This is a genomic window from Pseudomonas sp. MPDS, from assembly GCF_013283895.1.
GTDB classification, from domain to species: Bacteria; Pseudomonadota; Gammaproteobacteria; order Pseudomonadales; family Pseudomonadaceae; genus Aquipseudomonas; species Aquipseudomonas rhizophila.
Map to the genome: position 1 here is coordinate 2,169,334 of NZ_CP054128.1, position 16,317 is coordinate 2,185,650.

A 16,317-nucleotide genomic window follows, 5' to 3' on the forward strand; every position below is an offset into this window, starting at 1 on the left:
ATGGCCTGGATCAGGCGCCGAACCCCCCATCGATGGTCAGGCTGGCACCGGTGATGTAAGCCGCTTCCGGGCCTGCCAGGTAGGCGACGAAACTGGCGATTTCTTCGACGGTGCCGTAACGGCCGACCGCCATCAACGCCATCAGACTGGAGGCGAAGTCGCCGTCGGCCGGGTTCATGTCGGTGTCCACCGGGCCGGGCTGCACGTTGTTGACGGTAATGCCACGCGGGCCGAGGTCGCGGGCCAGGCCTTTGGTCAGACCCACCAGCGCGGACTTGCTCATGGCATAGGCAGCACCGCCGGCGAAGGGCATGCGGTCGGCGTTGGTGCTGCCGATGTTGATGACCCGTCCGCCTTCGCTCATGTGCCGAACCGCTGCCTGGGTGGCGATGAATACGCTGCGCACGTTGATGGCCAGGGTCTGGTCGAAATCTTCGAGCTTGAATTCTTCCAGCGGCGCCATCGCCAGCACACCGGCGTTGTTGACCAGGATGTCCAGCCGGCCAAAGGTCTCGACGGTAGCATTGACGGCGTTGCGGATGGCCTCTGCGTCGGCGCTGTCGGCCTTGATCGCCAGGGCCTTGCCGCCGGCTGCGATGATACTGTTTTGCAGTTCTTCGGACTTGGCCGCGGAGCTGACGTAGGTGAAGGCCACTGCGGCGCCTTCGGCTGCCAGCCGCTTGACGATGGCGGCGCCAATACCGCGGGAACCGCCCTGGATCAAGGCGACTTTACCGCTCAGTGTTTGAGTGCTCATGATGTTCTCCAAATCTGCCGGGGCGAGATGCCGCGGTTGATGGCGCGAGTATCGGGATTCGGTGTTGGGCTGTGTAGAGGCTTATAGATACAGTCTGTGTAAACCAAAAGTTTAGAGTGGTCCTTATGGAAACCTTCAGCAGTATCGAATGCTTTGTGCGCAGCGCCGAAGTCGGCAGTTTTGCCGAGGCTGCGCGTCGCTTGAGCGTGACCCCTGCGGCGGTAGGTAAAAGCGTGGCCAAGCTCGAAGCGCGGCTGGGGGTACGCCTGTTCCAGCGCAGCACCCGCCGCCTGACGCTGACCGAAGCCGGTCAGCTATTTCTCAGGGAAGTGGGCACCAGTTTCAATACGATCCAGAACGCCGTCGCCAACCTGGCCAGCGCCGGCGGGCAACCGGCTGGCACATTGAAAGTGAGCATGGGCACGGCGTTCGGTCGACTGTATGTGGTGCCGTTGCTGGGGGAGTTTTTGCAACGCTATCCGGCGATCAATCCGGACTGGCATTTCGATAACCGCCAGGTGGACCTGATCGGCCAGGGATTCGATGCGGCCATTGGTGGTGGCTTCGAACTGCCCCAGGGTGTGGTGGCGCGCAAACTGACCGTGGCTCATCGCGTGTTGGTTGCCTCGAAGGACTATGTGCAAAGCCATCTCCCGCTGATTGAACCGGAAGATCTGGCGCACCATCAGGGCATCCTGATCCGTTCACCCCAGACCGGACGTATCCGTTCATGGCAACTGACCAGCCGCACACGACAGCACAGCCCGCTCATGCTCAAAGCACGCATGACCATGAGCGACTCTGAAGCTGACTGTGCAGCCGCCGCCCAAGGGCTGGGCATCGGACTGGTGAGCATGCCGGTGGCCGTTCCTTATCTGCAATCGGGGGTACTGCAACGGGTGCTGCCGGACTGGTACGTCGATGATGGCAACATTTCCATCTACTACGCCGAGCACAAACTGCTGCCAGGCAAGACCCGTGCGTTTGTGGATTTCATCATCGAACAGTTTGCCGCGCAGGGCTTGGGGGAGCGGTTCAGTGCGGTTTGAGCTTGGCTCTGAACCGCGTGGGCCCCATCGCGAGCAGGCTCGCTCCCACAGGGATTTTTGGTGGACACAAAAGGTGCGGTCGCCACAAAACCAATGTGGGAGCGAGCCTGCTCGCGATGGGGGCGATGTGATTCAGAGCTGTGAATTCACCGCCCAAACCGCCCCGGCCAGCCAATAATGGTCTTGGGCCGAGGCGTGGCATAGGTGCGCACTTTCGAGGTGGACAAGCCCAACCGCACCAGGGCTTCGGCAATGGTCACCGCCGCCGTCACGCCATCGACCACCGGCACCCCGGTGCGCTGGCGGATCTGCTCATCGAGCCCGGCCATGCCACCGCAACCCAGGCAGATTACTTCGGCTTTGTCCTGACTGACTGCCAGTTCTGCCTGCTGCACGATGGCTTCCACCGCCCGTTGCGGGTCTTGCTCAAGCTCCAGCACTGCCAGGCCACTGGCACGTACCGAGGCGCAGCGATCGAACAGGCCGGAGAGCTTTAGGCGGTCCTCGATCAGCGGCACGGTGCGGTCCAGGGTGGTGACCACCGAATAGGCGTGGCCCAGGAACATCGCGGTGCTGGCGCCCGCGTCGGTGATGTCCACCACCGGTACATTGAGCAGTTCCTGCAAGCCTTCGCGCCCATGTTCGCCGTAACCGGCCTGGATCACCGCATCAAACGGCTGATCGTAGGCCATCACCCGATCCATCACCGCGATGGCGGCCAGGTAGCTTTCGAAATTGCCTTCGATGGAGTCAGCGCCGAAGTACGGCGTGAGCCCGACGATCTCGGTGCCCGGCGCGGCCACGGCCTGGGCTTGTTGGGCGATGGCCCGGGTGATGGATTCGGTGGTGTTGACGTTGACCACAAGAATTCGCATGAGCTGTCCTCTTCCATAAGCGCAAACAGGCGGCCCGGTCTGGCGGGCCGTTTTTACAATCAACGGCAGATGTTATCCATAGGAATGGACAAATGGCAGGTTCTTGCGGTCCGCATGGTTTTTATAGGCGCTGTGGTTTTTTTCAGGCCTTGGATTTGCTGATGATATTGCCGGCGTGCAGCCCGCATTCTTTCTGCGTGGCTTCTTCCCACCACCAGCGACCTTCGCGTTCGTGCTGGTTCGGCAGCACCGGGCGGGTGCAGGGTTCGCAGCCGATGCTGATGAAGCCGCGTTCATGCAGGCTGTTGTAGGGCAGTTCCAGCATGCGGATGTAGCCCCAGACTTCTTCGCTGGTCATCTGCGACAGCGGGTTGAATTTGTAAAGGGTGCGTTCTGGAGTGGAAAACGCCGTGTCGATTTCCAGTGCGGCCACCTGGCTGCGGGTGCCGGGGCTCTGATCGCGACGCTGGCCGGTGGCCCAGGCGCGGACATCGGACAGCTTGCGCCGCAGCGGTTCGATCTTGCGAATGCCGCAGCACTCACCATGACCGTCCTTGTAGAAGCTGAACAGGCCTTTTTCCTTCACGAAAGGCTCGAGTTTCGCCGGGTCCGGCGAGATCAGTTCGATATCGATCTTGTAGTGTTCGCGCACCTGTTCGATGAACCGATAGGTTTCCGGGTGCAGGCGACCGGTGTCGAGGCTGAACACCTTGACGTTCTTATTCAGCTTCCAGGCCATGTCCACCAGCACCACGTCTTCGGCGCCGCTGAAAGATATCCACAGGTCATCGCCGAATTCGGCGAAGGCCAGTTTGAGGATGTCCTGTGGGGACTTGTTGGCATAGGTCGTGGCGAGTTCCACGACGTCAAACGATGGGCTCATCAGGGCGGCTTCCTACAGGTCGGTGGCGCTGGGCGCTCTATATGGGGCTGATGGTAACAAAAGCTGTCGGGGCTGGCGCGCTCCTGTGCGTTGCGTAGGCATCGGCGAATGGCTAGAGTCGGCAGTCCTTTTGTTCGCTCAACCGATAAACATCAAAAAAATGGGAGTGTCTTGTGGAAATTGCCTGTCTCGACCTGGAAGGTGTGCTGGTCCCGGAAATCTGGATCGCCTTCGCTGAAAAAACCGGTATTGAATCCCTCAGGGCGACCACGCGGGACATTCCCGACTACGATGTGTTGATGAAGCAACGGTTGCGCATCCTTGATGAGCATGGCCTCAAGCTCTCCGATATTCAGGAAGTCATCGCCACCCTCAAGCCGCTGGACGGCGCCATCGAGTTCGTCGACTGGCTGCGCGAGCGTTTCCAGGTGGTGATTCTTTCCGACACCTTTTACGAATTCTCCCAACCCCTGATGCGCCAGCTGGGTTTCCCGACGTTGCTCTGCCATCGTTTGATTACCGATGACAGCGGACGGGTAACCGGATACCAGCTGCGTCAGAAAGATCCCAAGCGCCAGTCGGTATTGGCCTTCAAGAGCCTGTACTACCGGGTGATTGCGGCGGGGGATTCCTACAATGACACCACGATGCTGGGTGAAGCCGATGCCGGGATTCTGTTCCATGCGCCGGATAATGTGATTCAAGAGTTCCCGCAGTTCCCGGCAGTGCACAGTTTTGCTGAGTTGAAGCAGGAATTCATCAAGGCCTCGAATCGAAATCTAAGCTTGTAAACCCAATCCCCCTGTGGGAGCGAGCTTGCTCGCGATAGCGTTGGGTCAGCAGCATTTGAGCCAACTGGCACACCGCTATCGCGAGCAAGCTCGCTCCCACAGGGTTCTGCGCCTGGTCAGGGGCTTGTTTGCGATGCTTTAAAGGTTCTGCAAAGTTTCGAGCAACACCCGAACCTTGGTAATCGACTCCTGATACTCCGCCTGCCAATCCGAATCCGCGACAATCCCGCCGCCGCCCCAGCAACATACCTGTCCATCCTTGACCAGCAAGCTGCGGATGGCGATGGAACTGTCCATCTCTCCGCGTACGTCCAGGTACAGCAACGAGCCGCAATACAGCCCGCGCCGGGTCGGTTCGAGTTCGTCGATGATCTGCATGGCGCGGATTTTCGGTGCGCCGGTGATCGAGCCGCCGGGGAAGCTGCCTGCGATCAAGTCCAGGGCGTCCTTGGCGTCGGCCAGCTCGCCGGTCACGCTGCTGACCAGATGGTGGACGTTGGGGTAGCTTTCCAGGCTGAACAACTCCGGCACGCGCACCGAGCCGATGCGGCAGGTACGGCCCAGGTCGTTGCGCAGCAGATCGACAATCATCAGGTTTTCCGCCCGGTCCTTGGGGCTGGCCAGCAACTCGGCGGCGTGTGCGGCGTCTTCGTCAGGGGTTGCGCCGCGTGGACGGGTGCCCTTGATCGGGCGGGTCTCCACATGACCTTCGCTGACCTTGACGAAACGCTCGGGTGACAGACTCAGCACCGCGCCGCCGTCGGGCAAGCTCTGGAAGCCGGAAAACGGCGTCGGGCAAGCCGCCCGCAGCGCCTGATAGGCGGCCCAGGCATCGCCTTGGCACGGGGCGCGGAAGCGCTGGGCAAAGTTGACCTGGTAGCAGTCGCCGGCCTGGATATACGCTTGGATCCGTTCGAAGGCCAGTCGATAGGCATCGCTATTGAGGTCGGGCGCCATGGGCGCTTCGAGGCTGAAGGCGGTCACAGGCGCTGAGGTTGGCTGGCTGAAGAGCGCAATCAGGCGCTGGCGTTCGCTGTCGGCGCAGTGAGGGTGAAACACCAACTGGCTGGTCCCGGCCTGATGGTCGGTGACCAGCGCCCAGTCGTACACACCGAACCGCGCGTCGGGCAGGTGCAGATCGTCTTTGGCGTGGGACGGCAGGGTCTCGAGATGTCGGCCGAAGTCGTAGCTCAGGTAGCCGATCAGGCCGCCAGCGAAAGGCAATTGCACCGAGGCCGGCAGTACAGCACTCCCCAGTTGCGTCAGATGAATACGCAAGCGTTGCAGGAAATCGGCACCGGTCTCGTCTGACAGTACCGCCAGATGCTCCAGCGGCCAGGCACTGAGCAAATCATAGCGTCCGCGTTCGGCACTCGGCCGGCCGCTGTCGAGCAGCACACTGCCCGGGGCATGGCGGATCACCGCGAAATACTCGGCGGGGTTGGCGCGGTAGGGCAGCGGGTGTACGGAGCAGGTTGACATGGGCGGGGTGGGTCAGCCGTTCAGGCGGGGTGGCGATTGTAATCCCTCTGTAGGATTTGCTCCTAGAGGGATGTCGGAGATGAGTAAGTATGGGGCCATCGAAACATTTGGCTGTGAACACCTTGTGGCGAGGGGATTTATCCCCGCTGGGTTGCGCAGCAACCCTAAAACTTACCACCCCGGTGTATCAGGCTGACTGCATCTGCCTGTTTGGGGCTGCTTCGCAACCCAGCGGGGATAAATCCCCTCGCCACAGGGGTGTTTCAGCCCTCAACCCTCAACCGGCGGAATATGCCCAAACAACTCCTGGGCAAACGCCACGCGCTCCTCGACGGTTTCAACCACGCCACGGGCCTTGAGTTCTTCCAGGCGGGCTTCCACCGCGTGGGTGCGCAGAGTCAGGCCGCAGTCGTTGGCGATCTGGATGTTCAGACCCGGTCGGGCGTTGAGCTCCAGGATCAACGGACCTTTTTCCTGGTCCAGCACCATGTCCACGCCGATGTAGCCCAGCCCGCACAGTTCATAGCAACCGGCGGCCAGTTTCATGAAGCCGTCCCAGTAGGGCAGTTGCACGCCGTCCACCGCGTTGGTGGTGTCAGGGTGTTTGGTGATGATGTTGTTCAGCCAGGTACCGCGCAGGGTTAGGCCGGTGGCAAGGTCGACACCCACGCCGATGGCGCCCTGGTGCAGGTTGGCCTTGCCGCCGGACTGGCGGGTTGGCAAGCGCAGCATGGCCATCACCGGATAGCCCATCAGTACGATGATGCGAATGTCCGGCACGCCTTCATAGCTGATGCTCTTGAAGATCTGGTCCGGGGTCACGCGATATTCGATCAGCGCCCGGTCCCGGTGCCCACCCAAGGAGTAGAGACCGGTAAGGATGCTGGACACATGGTGTTCGATTTCTTCATGGCTGATGATCTTGCCGGACACCGTGCGATAGCGGCCCTCGAAGCGGTCGGCAATGACGATGATGCCGTCGCCACCCGCGCCCTGGGCCGGCTTGATCACGAAGTCGGTGCGCCCGCCGATGATCTCGTCGAGCTTGTCGATTTCCTTCTCGGTGGAGATCACCCCGTACAGCTCCGGCACATGGATGCCGGCAGCGATGGCCCGTTCCTTGGTGATGATCTTGTCATCGACGATCGGGTACAGGCTGCGCTTGTTGTATTTGAGCACATAGTCGGCGTTACGCCGATTGATGCCCATGATGCCCCGGGCCTCCAGAGCCTTCCAGGTCTTCCACAGGCCGAACATTATGAGTCAGCCTTGACGAAGGCCTTGAACCGTACCAGCTCGGTCAGGCGGTAGCCGCGGTAGCGACCCATGGCCAGCATGAAACCTACCAGAATCAGCAGGATGGCCGGGAAGGTGAACACGAAGTACACCAGCTCCGGCACGCTCATGATCAGGTGCGCCAGGGCGGCGGCGAACAGGGTGCCGATGGCCACCTTCATGGCGTGGCTGGCGCCGCGTTCTTCCCAGGTAATGGACAGGCGTTCGATGGTCATGGTCAGAATCACCATCGGGAACAGCGCGACCGACAGCCCGCGTTCCAGGCCCAGCTTGTGGCTGAACAGGCTGATGGCGGCGATCAGCACCACCACGAACGTCAGCACCACCGAAAGCCTTGGCAGCATTTGCAGCTTGAGATGTTCCAGATAGGAGCGCAGGGACAGGCCCAGCGTCGTGATCACCGTAAACAGGATGATCCCGAAGCCCAGCTGGGTTTCGCGGAAGGCCAGGGCGATCAACACCGGTGTGAACGTGCCCAGGGTCTGCAGGCCGATCAGGTTGCGCAGCACCAGAATCACCAGCACGCCGATCGGGATCATCACCATGATCATGAACGTTTGCTGGGTTTGCAGCGGCAGGCCGTAGAGCGAGTATTCGAGGAAGTTGGCGTCGGTGTTTTCGTCCGTCAGCTTGGCCAGGCGAATGGCGTTCATTTCGCTGTTGTTCATGGTGAAGGTGACGGTGGCTTTTTTGCCGCCATCGACGGTGATCAGGTTTTCATCACCGGTCCACCACAGCAGACGGTCGCTGGGCAGGCCCCGCTCAGCGGTATCCGGGTTGAAATACAGCCAGTCGGTGCCGTTGAAACTGCGCAGCCACAGTTCAGGCGACTGCGGTTGGTCGGCAACCAGGCGGATGGTATGGACCTTCTCCACCGGCACGTGGGCGATAGACAGCACCAGTTCGACGACTCTGGCCTTGCTGGCTATGGACGGATCGCCAGCCAGCAGCAGTTTGACGTTGTCGTCGTTGGGGTTGTTGACCCGTTTGATCGCTTCACTGATGAAGGTCTCGACGTCAGCCGAGTGCTGGCGGATCGGCGCGAGCAGGGCTTCGGCGGCCAGCTTCTCGGGGCCCTCGACGGCGATGCTGTCGCGGAAGGTCGGGCCCTTGATCTTGGATTTTTCCGAGGTATAGCGCTTGGTCAGCACCAGGCGGTAATACAGGGTCTGGTTGCCCTTGGCCCGACGGGCCGACCACGTGACCTTGCGGTTACCGTCCACCCGGTTCACCGCCACACCGTAGTTATTGGAGATGAAGCTCTCGTTGAGGCTGACGTAGTCCATGCTCAGCGGCGGCACGAACATCTGGATCTTCACCGGATCCTTGGCATTGGGGACGAACTCGATCTTGGCGTCGATGTTCCACAAGTCGTCGGTGGCGTCTTCGGTCACCGGAATGCCGAGCACGAAAATCTGATAGGCCGTCACCGACAGGCCCAGCACCACCAGGATGGCGATCAGCATTTTCAAATGGAGGGTAAGAGAGCGCATTGGAATTACTCTGCGGTTTGAGCGGCATTGGCGCAGGCGGGTTTGCCGGCAGCGTATTTGAGACTGGGGTCGACCAGCGCGTCGAAGCGTTTGAGGGCTTCGGAGCCGATCAGTAGCGGGTATTGGAAAGCGCTGCGGTCGGTGAGGTTCACTTCGATGCTGCGCAGGGCCGAGCCCATGCAGATGTCCAGCTCGATGACCGGCCGAGCCGTGTAGTTCTTGCCTTCTTCGGGGTCATAGTCACCGGCGCGGCGTTTGATCTTGCTGACACGGGCCAGCGGACGTTCGATAGGGTGCGAATGCGCCGCGTCGATGGCCAGGTAAAAACGCACCCAGGATTCGCCTTCGCGTTTGAAGCGCTTGATGTCCCGGGCGCTGAGCGAAGCGGTTTTGGCCCCGGTGTCCAACTTGGCGGCAACCTCCAGGTCGATGCCCTGCAGGGCGGCGTATTCATTGAGGCCGTACACGGTCTTTTCACCCGCCAGGACAAGCCCCGGCAGGCACGTGAAACAAAGGACAGCAGTTAAGGGCTTGAGTGTCATAAATCCTGATGCACAGTGTTCCGTTCGTCGGTTCAGGCCCTGGCATTGCTGCACAAGCTCCCTGGGTTGCCTTCTCTTAATAGATGCAGAGCGGCAAATTGCGGCGGCATTCTAGCACGGTGGTTTTCTGACGCCACCGCCGCCCGGACGCAACCGCTTATCCGACGCACTTGGTTATGGAGGAGGCCCTTATTAGACGATTGTCGACAATGTCTAATTTTACTTTGACGAAAGTGCAGTGATTGGTTAGTTTTTGCCTTATAGATTTATAAGGTGTCGACAATATGCTCGATCAGCTCGAATCACCGGCCATTGCCCAAGAGGAATCGGAAACCCTTTCCGAGAACGTCTTCCGGCGTATCCAGGCCGCAATCGTGCGAGGCGATATCGCGCCTGGCAGCAAGATCTCCGAGCCCGAACTGGCACGCACCTACGGCATCAGCCGCGGCCCGCTGCGCGAGGCCATCCATCGCCTGGAAGGCCAGCGCCTGCTGGTGCGGGTGCCTCACGTGGGCGCCAGGGTGGTATCCCTGAGCCACGCCGAGTTGCTGGAACTCTATGAAATCCGCGAGTCCCTGGAAGGCATGGCCTGCCGTCTGGCGGCCGAGCGCATGACCGTGGAAGAAATCGACGAGCTGCGCCGGGTCCTGGAAACCCATGAGCGCGACGCGGCGTTCCAGGCCGGTGTCGGCTATTACCAGCAGGAAGGCGACTTCGATTTCCATTACCGGATCATCCAGGGCAGCGGCAACCGCACCCTGACGCAAATGCTCTGCGGCGAGCTGTATCAGTTGGTGCGCATGTACCGCATCCAGTTTTCCACCACGCCCAACCGTCCGCGCCAGGCCTTTGCCGAGCACCACAGGATTCTCGATGCCATCGCCGACCGTGACGGTGAACTGGCTGAATTATTGATGCGCCGGCACATCGGCGCTTCCAAACGCAACATCGCGCGTCATTTCCAGGACAGCGCCGCCACTGAACGAGGTGAGTCATGAGCAACAGCACTCCAGGCCAGCGTTTTCGCGATGCGGTCGCCAACGAGCATCCGCTGCAAGTGGTGGGCACGATCAACGCCAACCACGCGCTGCTGGCCAAACGCGCCGGTTTCAAGGCGATCTACCTGTCGGGCGGCGGCGTGGCGGCCGGCTCCCTTGGCGTGCCGGACCTGGGCATCACCGGCCTGGATGACGTGCTGACCGATGTGCGCCGTATCACCGACGTCTGCGACCTGCCGTTGCTGGTGGACGTGGATACCGGGTTTGGCTCCTCGGCGTTCAATGTGGCCCGCACGGTCAAGTCGATGATCAAGTTCGGCGCGGCGGCCATTCATATTGAAGACCAGGTCGGCGCCAAGCGTTGCGGTCACCGTCCGAACAAAGAGATCGTCTCGCAACAGGAAATGGTCGACCGCATCAAAGCCGCCGTCGACGCGCGCACCGATGACAGCTTCGTGATCATGGCCCGTACCGACGCCCTGGCCGTGGAGGGCTTGGAATCGGCCCTGGACCGCGCCGCCGCGTGCATCGAGGCCGGTGCCGACATGATCTTTCCGGAAGCCATTACCGAACTTGAGATGTACAAGCTGTTCGCCAGCCGGGTGAAAGCCCCGATCCTGGCCAACATCACTGAATTCGGCGCGACACCGCTGTACACCACCGAACAATTGGCGGGCGCCGACGTGTCCCTGGTGCTGTACCCCCTGTCGGCCTTCCGCGCCATGAACAAAGCGGCCGAGAACGTCTATACCGCAATCCGCCGCGACGGTACGCAACAGAACGTCATCGACACCATGCAGACTCGCATGGAGCTTTACGATCGCATCGACTACCACACCTTCGAGCAAAAGCTCGATGCGTTGTTCGCGGCAAAAAAATGAACAGAGCGCAGCCTCTACAAATCTAAAAAATGGAGACAGCAAATGGCCGAAGCAAAAGTACTCAGTGGCGCCGGGCTCCGTGGCCAGGTGGCCGGGCAAACCGCATTGTCCACCGTAGGCCAGTCAGGTGCCGGCCTGACCTATCGCGGCTACGACGTCCGCGAGCTGGCGGCTGACGCGCAATTTGAAGAAGTGGCTTACCTGCTGCTGTATGGCGAGCTGCCGACCCAGGCGCAACTGGACGCCTACACAGGCAAACTGAGCCAATTGCGGGACTTGCCCCAAGCCTTGAAAGAGGTGTTGGAGCGCATTCCCGCCGACGCCCACCCAATGGACGTGATGCGCACCGGCTGCTCGTTCCTGGGCAACCTGGAACCGGAGCTGAATTTCTCCGAACAGCATGACAAGACCGACCGCCTGTTGGCCGCGTTCCCGGCGATCATGTGCTACTGGTATCGCTTCAGCCACGAAGGCCAGCGCATCGAGTGTGTGACCGACGAAACCTCCATCGGCGGCCATTTCCTGCACCTGTTGCATGGCAAGAAGCCGAGCGAGCTGCACGTCAAGGTGATGAACGTCTCGCTGATTCTGTATGCCGAGCACGAGTTCAACGCCTCGACCTTCACGGCGCGGGTGTGTGCCTCGACCCTGTCTGACCTGTTTTCCTGCATCACCGCCGCCATCGGTTCGCTGCGCGGCCCGTTGCATGGTGGGGCCAACGAAGCGGCGATGGAGATGATCCAGCGCTTCCAGTCGCCGGAGGAGGCGATCAAGGGCACCCTCGGGATGCTCGAGCGCAAGGACAAGATCATGGGCTTCGGCCACGCGATCTATAAGGACAACGACCCGCGCAATGAGGTGATCAAGGGTTGGTCGAAAAAACTTGCCGACGAGGTGGGTGACACGGTGCTGTTCCCGGTTTCCGAGGCCATCGACAAGACCATGTGGGAGCAGAAAAAACTGTTTCCCAACGCCGATTTCTACCATGCCTCGGCGTACCACTTCATGGGCATCCCGACCAAGCTGTTCACGCCGATCTTCGTTTGTTCGCGCCTGACCGGCTGGGCCGCCCACGTCTACGAACAACGTGCCAACAACCGCATCATCCGACCGAGCGCCGAATACACCGGCGTCGAACAGCGCAAGTTCGTGCCAATCGAACAACGCTGAACTGGAGGGCGCTGACGCTGCAACTGAAGGAACCGAAAACCATTGTGGGAGCGAGCCTGCTCGCGATAGCGGTGGGCCAGACGACATCGATGTCGGCTGCGACTCAGTCATCGCGAGCAGGCTCGCTCCCACAGGGGAACAGGTTCACTTCAGTAGCTGCGCCAACCCCTTCTGAAACCACCGTGACCCGAGTGCTGACGATGAACACAGAATTTCGCAAACCGCTGCCCGGCACTTCGCTGGATTATTTCGACGTTCGCGGGGCCGTGGATGCCATCCGGCCTGGCGCTTACGATGGCCTGCCGTATACCTCCAGGGTGCTGGCGGAAAACCTGGTGCGTCGCTGCGACCCGGCGACGCTGGGCGAGTCGCTGCTGCAACTGATCGAGCGCAAGCGCGATCTGGACTTCCCATGGTTTCCGGCCCGGGTAGTGTGCCATGACATCCTCGGCCAGACCGCCCTGGTAGACCTGGCCGGCCTGCGCGACGCCATTGCCCTGCAGGGCGGCGATCCGGCGCAGGTCAATCCGGTGGTGCCGACCCAGTTGATCGTCGACCACTCCCTGGCGGTGGAAAGCGGCGGGTCCGATCCCCAGGCGTTCGCCAAGAACCGCGCCATTGAAGACCGGCGCAACGAAGACCGCTTTCACTTCATCAACTGGACCAAGAAAGCCTTCAAGAACGTCGACGTGATCCCGCCGGGCAATGGGATCATGCACCAGATCAACCTGGAAAAAATGTCACCGGTGATCCAGCAGCGTGACGGCGTGGCGTTCCCTGATACCTGCGTGGGCACTGACAGCCACACCCCCCACGTCGATGCCTTGGGCGTGATCGCCATTGGCGTTGGCGGCCTGGAAGCCGAAAGCGTGATGTTGGGGCGTGCCTCGTGGATGCGCCTGCCGGAAATCATTGGCGTCGAGCTGACCGGCAAGTTACAACCGGGCATCACCGCCACCGACATGGTGCTGGCGCTGACCGAATTCCTGCGCAAACAAAAAGTCGTCGGTGCCTGGCTGGAGTTTTTCGGTGAAGGCGCCAGCGCCCTGACCTTGGGCGACCGCGCGACCATTTCCAACATGGCCCCGGAATACGGCGCCACGGCGGCGATGTTCTACATCGACCAACAGACTATCGATTACCTGAAGCTCACCGGCCGCGAAGACCAGCAGGTTCAACTGGTCGAGACCTACGCCAAGCAGGCAGGCCTGTGGGCCGACACGCTCAAGGGCGCGCAATACGAGCGCGGCTTGACCTTTGATCTGTCGTCGGTGGTGCGCAACATGGCTGGTCCCAGCAACCCCCACGCCCGCGTCGCGGTGTCGGATCTGGCCGCCAAAGGTATCTCCGGTCAGTGGGACGATGTGCCCGGGCAAATGCCCGACGGCGCGGTGATCATCGCCGCCATCACCAGTTGCACCAACACCAGCAACCCACGCAACGTGATCGCTGCCGGCCTGCTGGCGCGCAACGCCAACCGCCTGGGCCTGACCCGCAAGCCATGGGTCAAGTCGTCCCTGGCGCCGGGGTCGAAAACCGTGGCGCTGTACCTGGATGAAGCCGGTCTGACCAAAGAGCTGGAGCAATTGGGTTTTGGTGTCGTGGCCTTCGCCTGCACCACCTGCAATGGCATGTCCGGTGCGCTGGACCCGCTGATCCAGCAGGAAATCATCGACCGCGACTTGTACGCCACCGCTGTGTTATCGGGCAACCGCAACTTCGATGGGCGCATCCATCCGTACGCCAAACAGGCGTTCCTTGCCTCGCCGCCGCTGGTGGTGGCCTATGCCATCGCCGGGACCATCCGCTTCGACATCGAGAAGGATGTGCTGGGCGTGGTGGACGGTCGCGAGATCCGCCTCAAGGACATCTGGCCGAGCGACGAAGAAATCGATGCGGTGGTCAAGGCCTCGGTGAAGCCGGAGCAGTTCCGTCAGGTGTACATCCCGATGTTCGCCATCCAGGAGGACACCGGGCCAAAAGTGACGCCGTTGTATGACTGGCGCCCGCAAAGCACCTATATCCGTCGCCCGCCGTATTGGGAAGGAGCGCTGGCCGGTGCGCGGCCGCTCAAGGGCATGCGTCCGCTGGCGGTGCTGCCGGACAACATCACCACCGACCACCTGTCGCCGTCCAACGCCATCATGCTCGACAGTGCCGCTGGCGAATACCTGGCGAAAATGGGCCTGCCGGAAGAAGATTTCAACTCTTACGCAACCCATCGGGGCGACCATTTGACCGCCCAGCGTGCGACCTTCGCCAACCCGAAACTGTTCAACGAGATGGTCCAGGAAAACGGCAAGGTCAAGCAGGGTTCTCTGGCCCGGGTCGAGCCGGAAGGCCAGGTCATGCGCATGTGGGAAGCCATCGAAACCTACATGGAGCGCAAGCAGCCGCTGATCATCATCGCCGGTGCCGACTACGGCCAGGGTTCGTCCCGGGACTGGGCGGCCAAGGGCGTGCGCCTGGCCGGTGTCGAGGCGATTGCCGCTGAAGGTTTCGAGCGTATCCACCGCACCAATCTGGTGGGGATGGGGGTGTTGCCGCTGGAGTTCCAGCCGGGCACCGATCGCAAGACCCTGGGCATCGACGGCAGCGAGGTCTATGACGTGATCGGCGAGCGCACCCCGCGTGCGACGCTGACCCTGGTCATCACCCGCAAGAACGGCGAGCGCGTCGAAGTGCCGGTGACCTGCCGTCTCGATACCGCCGAAGAAGTGTCGATCTACGAAGCCGGCGGCGTATTGCAGCGCTTTGCCCAGGACTTCCTGGAATCGGCGGTTGCCGTCTAAATCACAGCTGCGGGCACCCTTGCGGGCCCGCTTGAGGAGCATCATGGCTCACGCACCGCAAATCAGAATCCCCGCCACTTACATGCGTGGTGGCACCAGCAAAGGCGTGTTCTTCAGCTTGCAGGACCTGCCCGAAGCGGCCCGCGTTCCCGGCTCGGTCCGGGATGCTTTGCTGCTGCGGGTGATCGGCAGCCCCGATCCATACGAGAAGCAGATCGATGGCATGGGCGGCGCGACGTCGAGCACCAGTAAGACTGTGATCCTGTCCAAGAGCACCCGAGCCGATCACGATGTCGATTACCTGTTCGGCCAAGTGTCCATCGACAAGCCGTTCGTGGACTGGAGCGGCAACTGCGGCAACCTGTCGGCGGCGGTCGGTTCATTCGCCATCAGCAGTGGTTTGGTGGACGCCAGTCGCATCCCACAAAACGGCGTGGCCGTGGTGCGGATCTGGCAAGCCAATATCAGCAAGACCATCATCGCCCATGTGCCGATCACCGACGGCGCGGTGCAGGAAACCGGTGACTTCGAGCTCGACGGCGTGACCTTTCCGGCGGCTGAAGTGCAACTGGAATTCATGGACCCGGCGGCCGAGGAGGAGGGCGGTGGCGGCTCGATGTTTCCCACCGGCAACCTGGTGGACGACCTTGAGGTGCCTGGTGTTGGTACCTTCAAGGCAACCCTGATCAACGCCGGCATCCCGACGATCTTCATCAATGCCCGGGACGTTGGTTATACCGGCACCGAATTGCAGGGCGCCATCAATGGCGATCCCAAGGCCCTGGCCATGTTCGAAACCATCCGTGCCCACGGCGCCTTGCGCATGGGCCTGATTCAGCATCTGGACGAAGCCGCCCAGCGCCAGCACACGCCGAAGGTGGCGTTTGTCGCACCGCCGGCGGACTACCTCTCCTCCAGCGGTAAAGCCGTGACGACGCGGGACGTCGACTTGCTGGTGCGAGCACTGTCCATGGGCAAACTGCACCACGCGATGATGGGCACCGCGGCGGTCGCCATCGGCACGGCGGCGGCGATCAGCGGCACGCTGGTGAACCTGGCGGCCGGCGGCATCGACCGCACCGCTGTGCGCTTCGGCCATCCCTCCGGCACCCTGCGCGTCGGCGCTGAGGCCAGCCAGGTCAATGGCGAATGGACCGTGAAAAAAGCCATCATGAGCCGCAGCGCGCGGGTATTGATGGAAGGGTTTGTGCGGGTACCGGGGGATGTTCTGAACTGACACTTGACCCAGGCAAACCCGTGGTGAACGCGGCGTCTGCGAGCATCCGCGATCAAAACTGTGGGAGCGAG

The 16,317-nt window shown here is 61.5% G+C and carries 14 protein-coding genes; 7 read left to right on the top strand and 7 right to left on the bottom strand.

The annotated features are described in order from the left end of the window. Positions 1-10: 10 nt before the first annotated feature. The gene (locus HQ912_RS09630) at positions 11-757 is read right to left on the bottom strand and encodes a 3-oxoacyl-ACP reductase family protein (protein ID WP_047228268.1); all 747 of its coding nucleotides are present in this window, start codon (positions 755-757) and stop codon (positions 11-13) included. A 125-nt stretch (positions 758-882) separates the two neighbouring features. Here HQ912_RS09630 and HQ912_RS09635 point away from each other — a divergent pair, with 125 nt between their 5' ends. Further along, a complete protein-coding gene (locus HQ912_RS09635; protein ID WP_047228269.1) occupies positions 883-1,806 on the top strand; it encodes a LysR family transcriptional regulator in 924 nt (307 codons plus the stop codon). Positions 1,807-1,952: 146 nt separating this feature from the next. On the opposite strand, the gene HQ912_RS09640 is transcribed toward HQ912_RS09635, so the two are convergent. Both HQ912_RS09640 and HQ912_RS09645 read right to left on the bottom strand, forming a co-directional pair. Then, a complete protein-coding gene (locus HQ912_RS09640) occupies positions 1,953-2,681 on the bottom strand; it encodes an aspartate/glutamate racemase family protein (protein ID WP_076383859.1) in 729 nt (242 codons plus the stop codon). A gap of 142 nt (positions 2,682-2,823) precedes the next feature. Next, positions 2,824-3,564, bottom strand: a complete 741-nt coding sequence (locus tag HQ912_RS09645; protein WP_047228271.1) for a phosphoadenylyl-sulfate reductase — start codon at positions 3,562-3,564, stop codon at positions 2,824-2,826. Positions 3,565-3,737: 173 nt separating this feature from the next. On the opposite strand from HQ912_RS09645, the gene thrH reads away from it, so the two are divergent. Further along, complete coding sequence (gene thrH, locus HQ912_RS09650) at positions 3,738-4,355, top strand: bifunctional phosphoserine phosphatase/homoserine phosphotransferase ThrH (protein ID WP_047228272.1); 618 nt, start codon at positions 3,738-3,740, stop codon at positions 4,353-4,355. A 138-nt stretch (positions 4,356-4,493) separates the two neighbouring features. Here the strand turns inward: thrH and pabB are convergent, their stop codons facing one another. The 4 genes from pabB to HQ912_RS09670 form a co-directional block, all read right to left on the bottom strand. After that, positions 4,494-5,837, bottom strand: coding sequence for an aminodeoxychorismate synthase component I (gene pabB / locus HQ912_RS09655; protein ID WP_047228273.1), 1,344 nt, complete (start codon positions 5,835-5,837; stop codon positions 4,494-4,496). A gap of 270 nt (positions 5,838-6,107) precedes the next feature. Beyond that, positions 6,108-7,094, bottom strand: a complete 987-nt coding sequence (locus HQ912_RS09660; RefSeq protein ID WP_047228274.1) for an alpha-L-glutamate ligase-like protein — start codon at positions 7,092-7,094, stop codon at positions 6,108-6,110. Next, positions 7,094-8,626: an inactive transglutaminase family protein gene (locus tag HQ912_RS09665; protein WP_047228275.1), complete on the bottom strand. Its 1,533-nt coding sequence runs from the start codon at positions 8,624-8,626 to the stop codon at positions 7,094-7,096. Before HQ912_RS09665 ends, HQ912_RS09660 begins: the two co-directional genes overlap by 1 nt. A 5-nt stretch (positions 8,627-8,631) precedes the next feature. Continuing rightward, on the bottom strand, positions 8,632-9,168 hold the full coding sequence (locus tag HQ912_RS09670) for an ATP-dependent zinc protease (RefSeq protein WP_173406717.1): 537 nt from the start codon (positions 9,166-9,168) through the stop codon (positions 8,632-8,634). A gap of 284 nt (positions 9,169-9,452) precedes the next feature. On the opposite strand from HQ912_RS09670, the gene HQ912_RS09675 reads away from it, so the two are divergent. The 5 genes from HQ912_RS09675 to prpF all read left to right on the top strand — a co-directional run bounded on the left by HQ912_RS09675 (position 9,453) and on the right by prpF (position 16,246). After that, positions 9,453-10,166: a GntR family transcriptional regulator gene (locus HQ912_RS09675; RefSeq protein WP_173406718.1), complete on the top strand. Its 714-nt coding sequence runs from the start codon at positions 9,453-9,455 to the stop codon at positions 10,164-10,166. Beyond that, on the top strand, positions 10,163-11,047 hold the full coding sequence (gene prpB / locus HQ912_RS09680) for a methylisocitrate lyase (protein WP_047228278.1): 885 nt from the start codon (positions 10,163-10,165) through the stop codon (positions 11,045-11,047). The genes HQ912_RS09675 and prpB overlap by 4 nt, the downstream gene beginning before the upstream one ends. 42 nt (positions 11,048-11,089) lie before the next feature. Then, positions 11,090-12,217 (top strand): 2-methylcitrate synthase, encoded by a 1,128-nt coding sequence (prpC, locus tag HQ912_RS09685; protein ID WP_047228279.1) that lies wholly within the window; start codon positions 11,090-11,092, stop codon positions 12,215-12,217. Between the two features lie 200 nt (positions 12,218-12,417). Continuing rightward, a complete protein-coding gene (gene acnD / locus HQ912_RS09690; RefSeq protein WP_107322048.1) occupies positions 12,418-15,009 on the top strand; it encodes a Fe/S-dependent 2-methylisocitrate dehydratase AcnD in 2,592 nt (863 codons plus the stop codon). Positions 15,010-15,052: 43 nt separating this feature from the next. After that, positions 15,053-16,246, top strand: coding sequence for a 2-methylaconitate cis-trans isomerase PrpF (gene prpF / locus HQ912_RS09695; protein ID WP_076383863.1), 1,194 nt, complete (start codon positions 15,053-15,055; stop codon positions 16,244-16,246). Positions 16,247-16,317 lie beyond the last annotated feature (71 nt).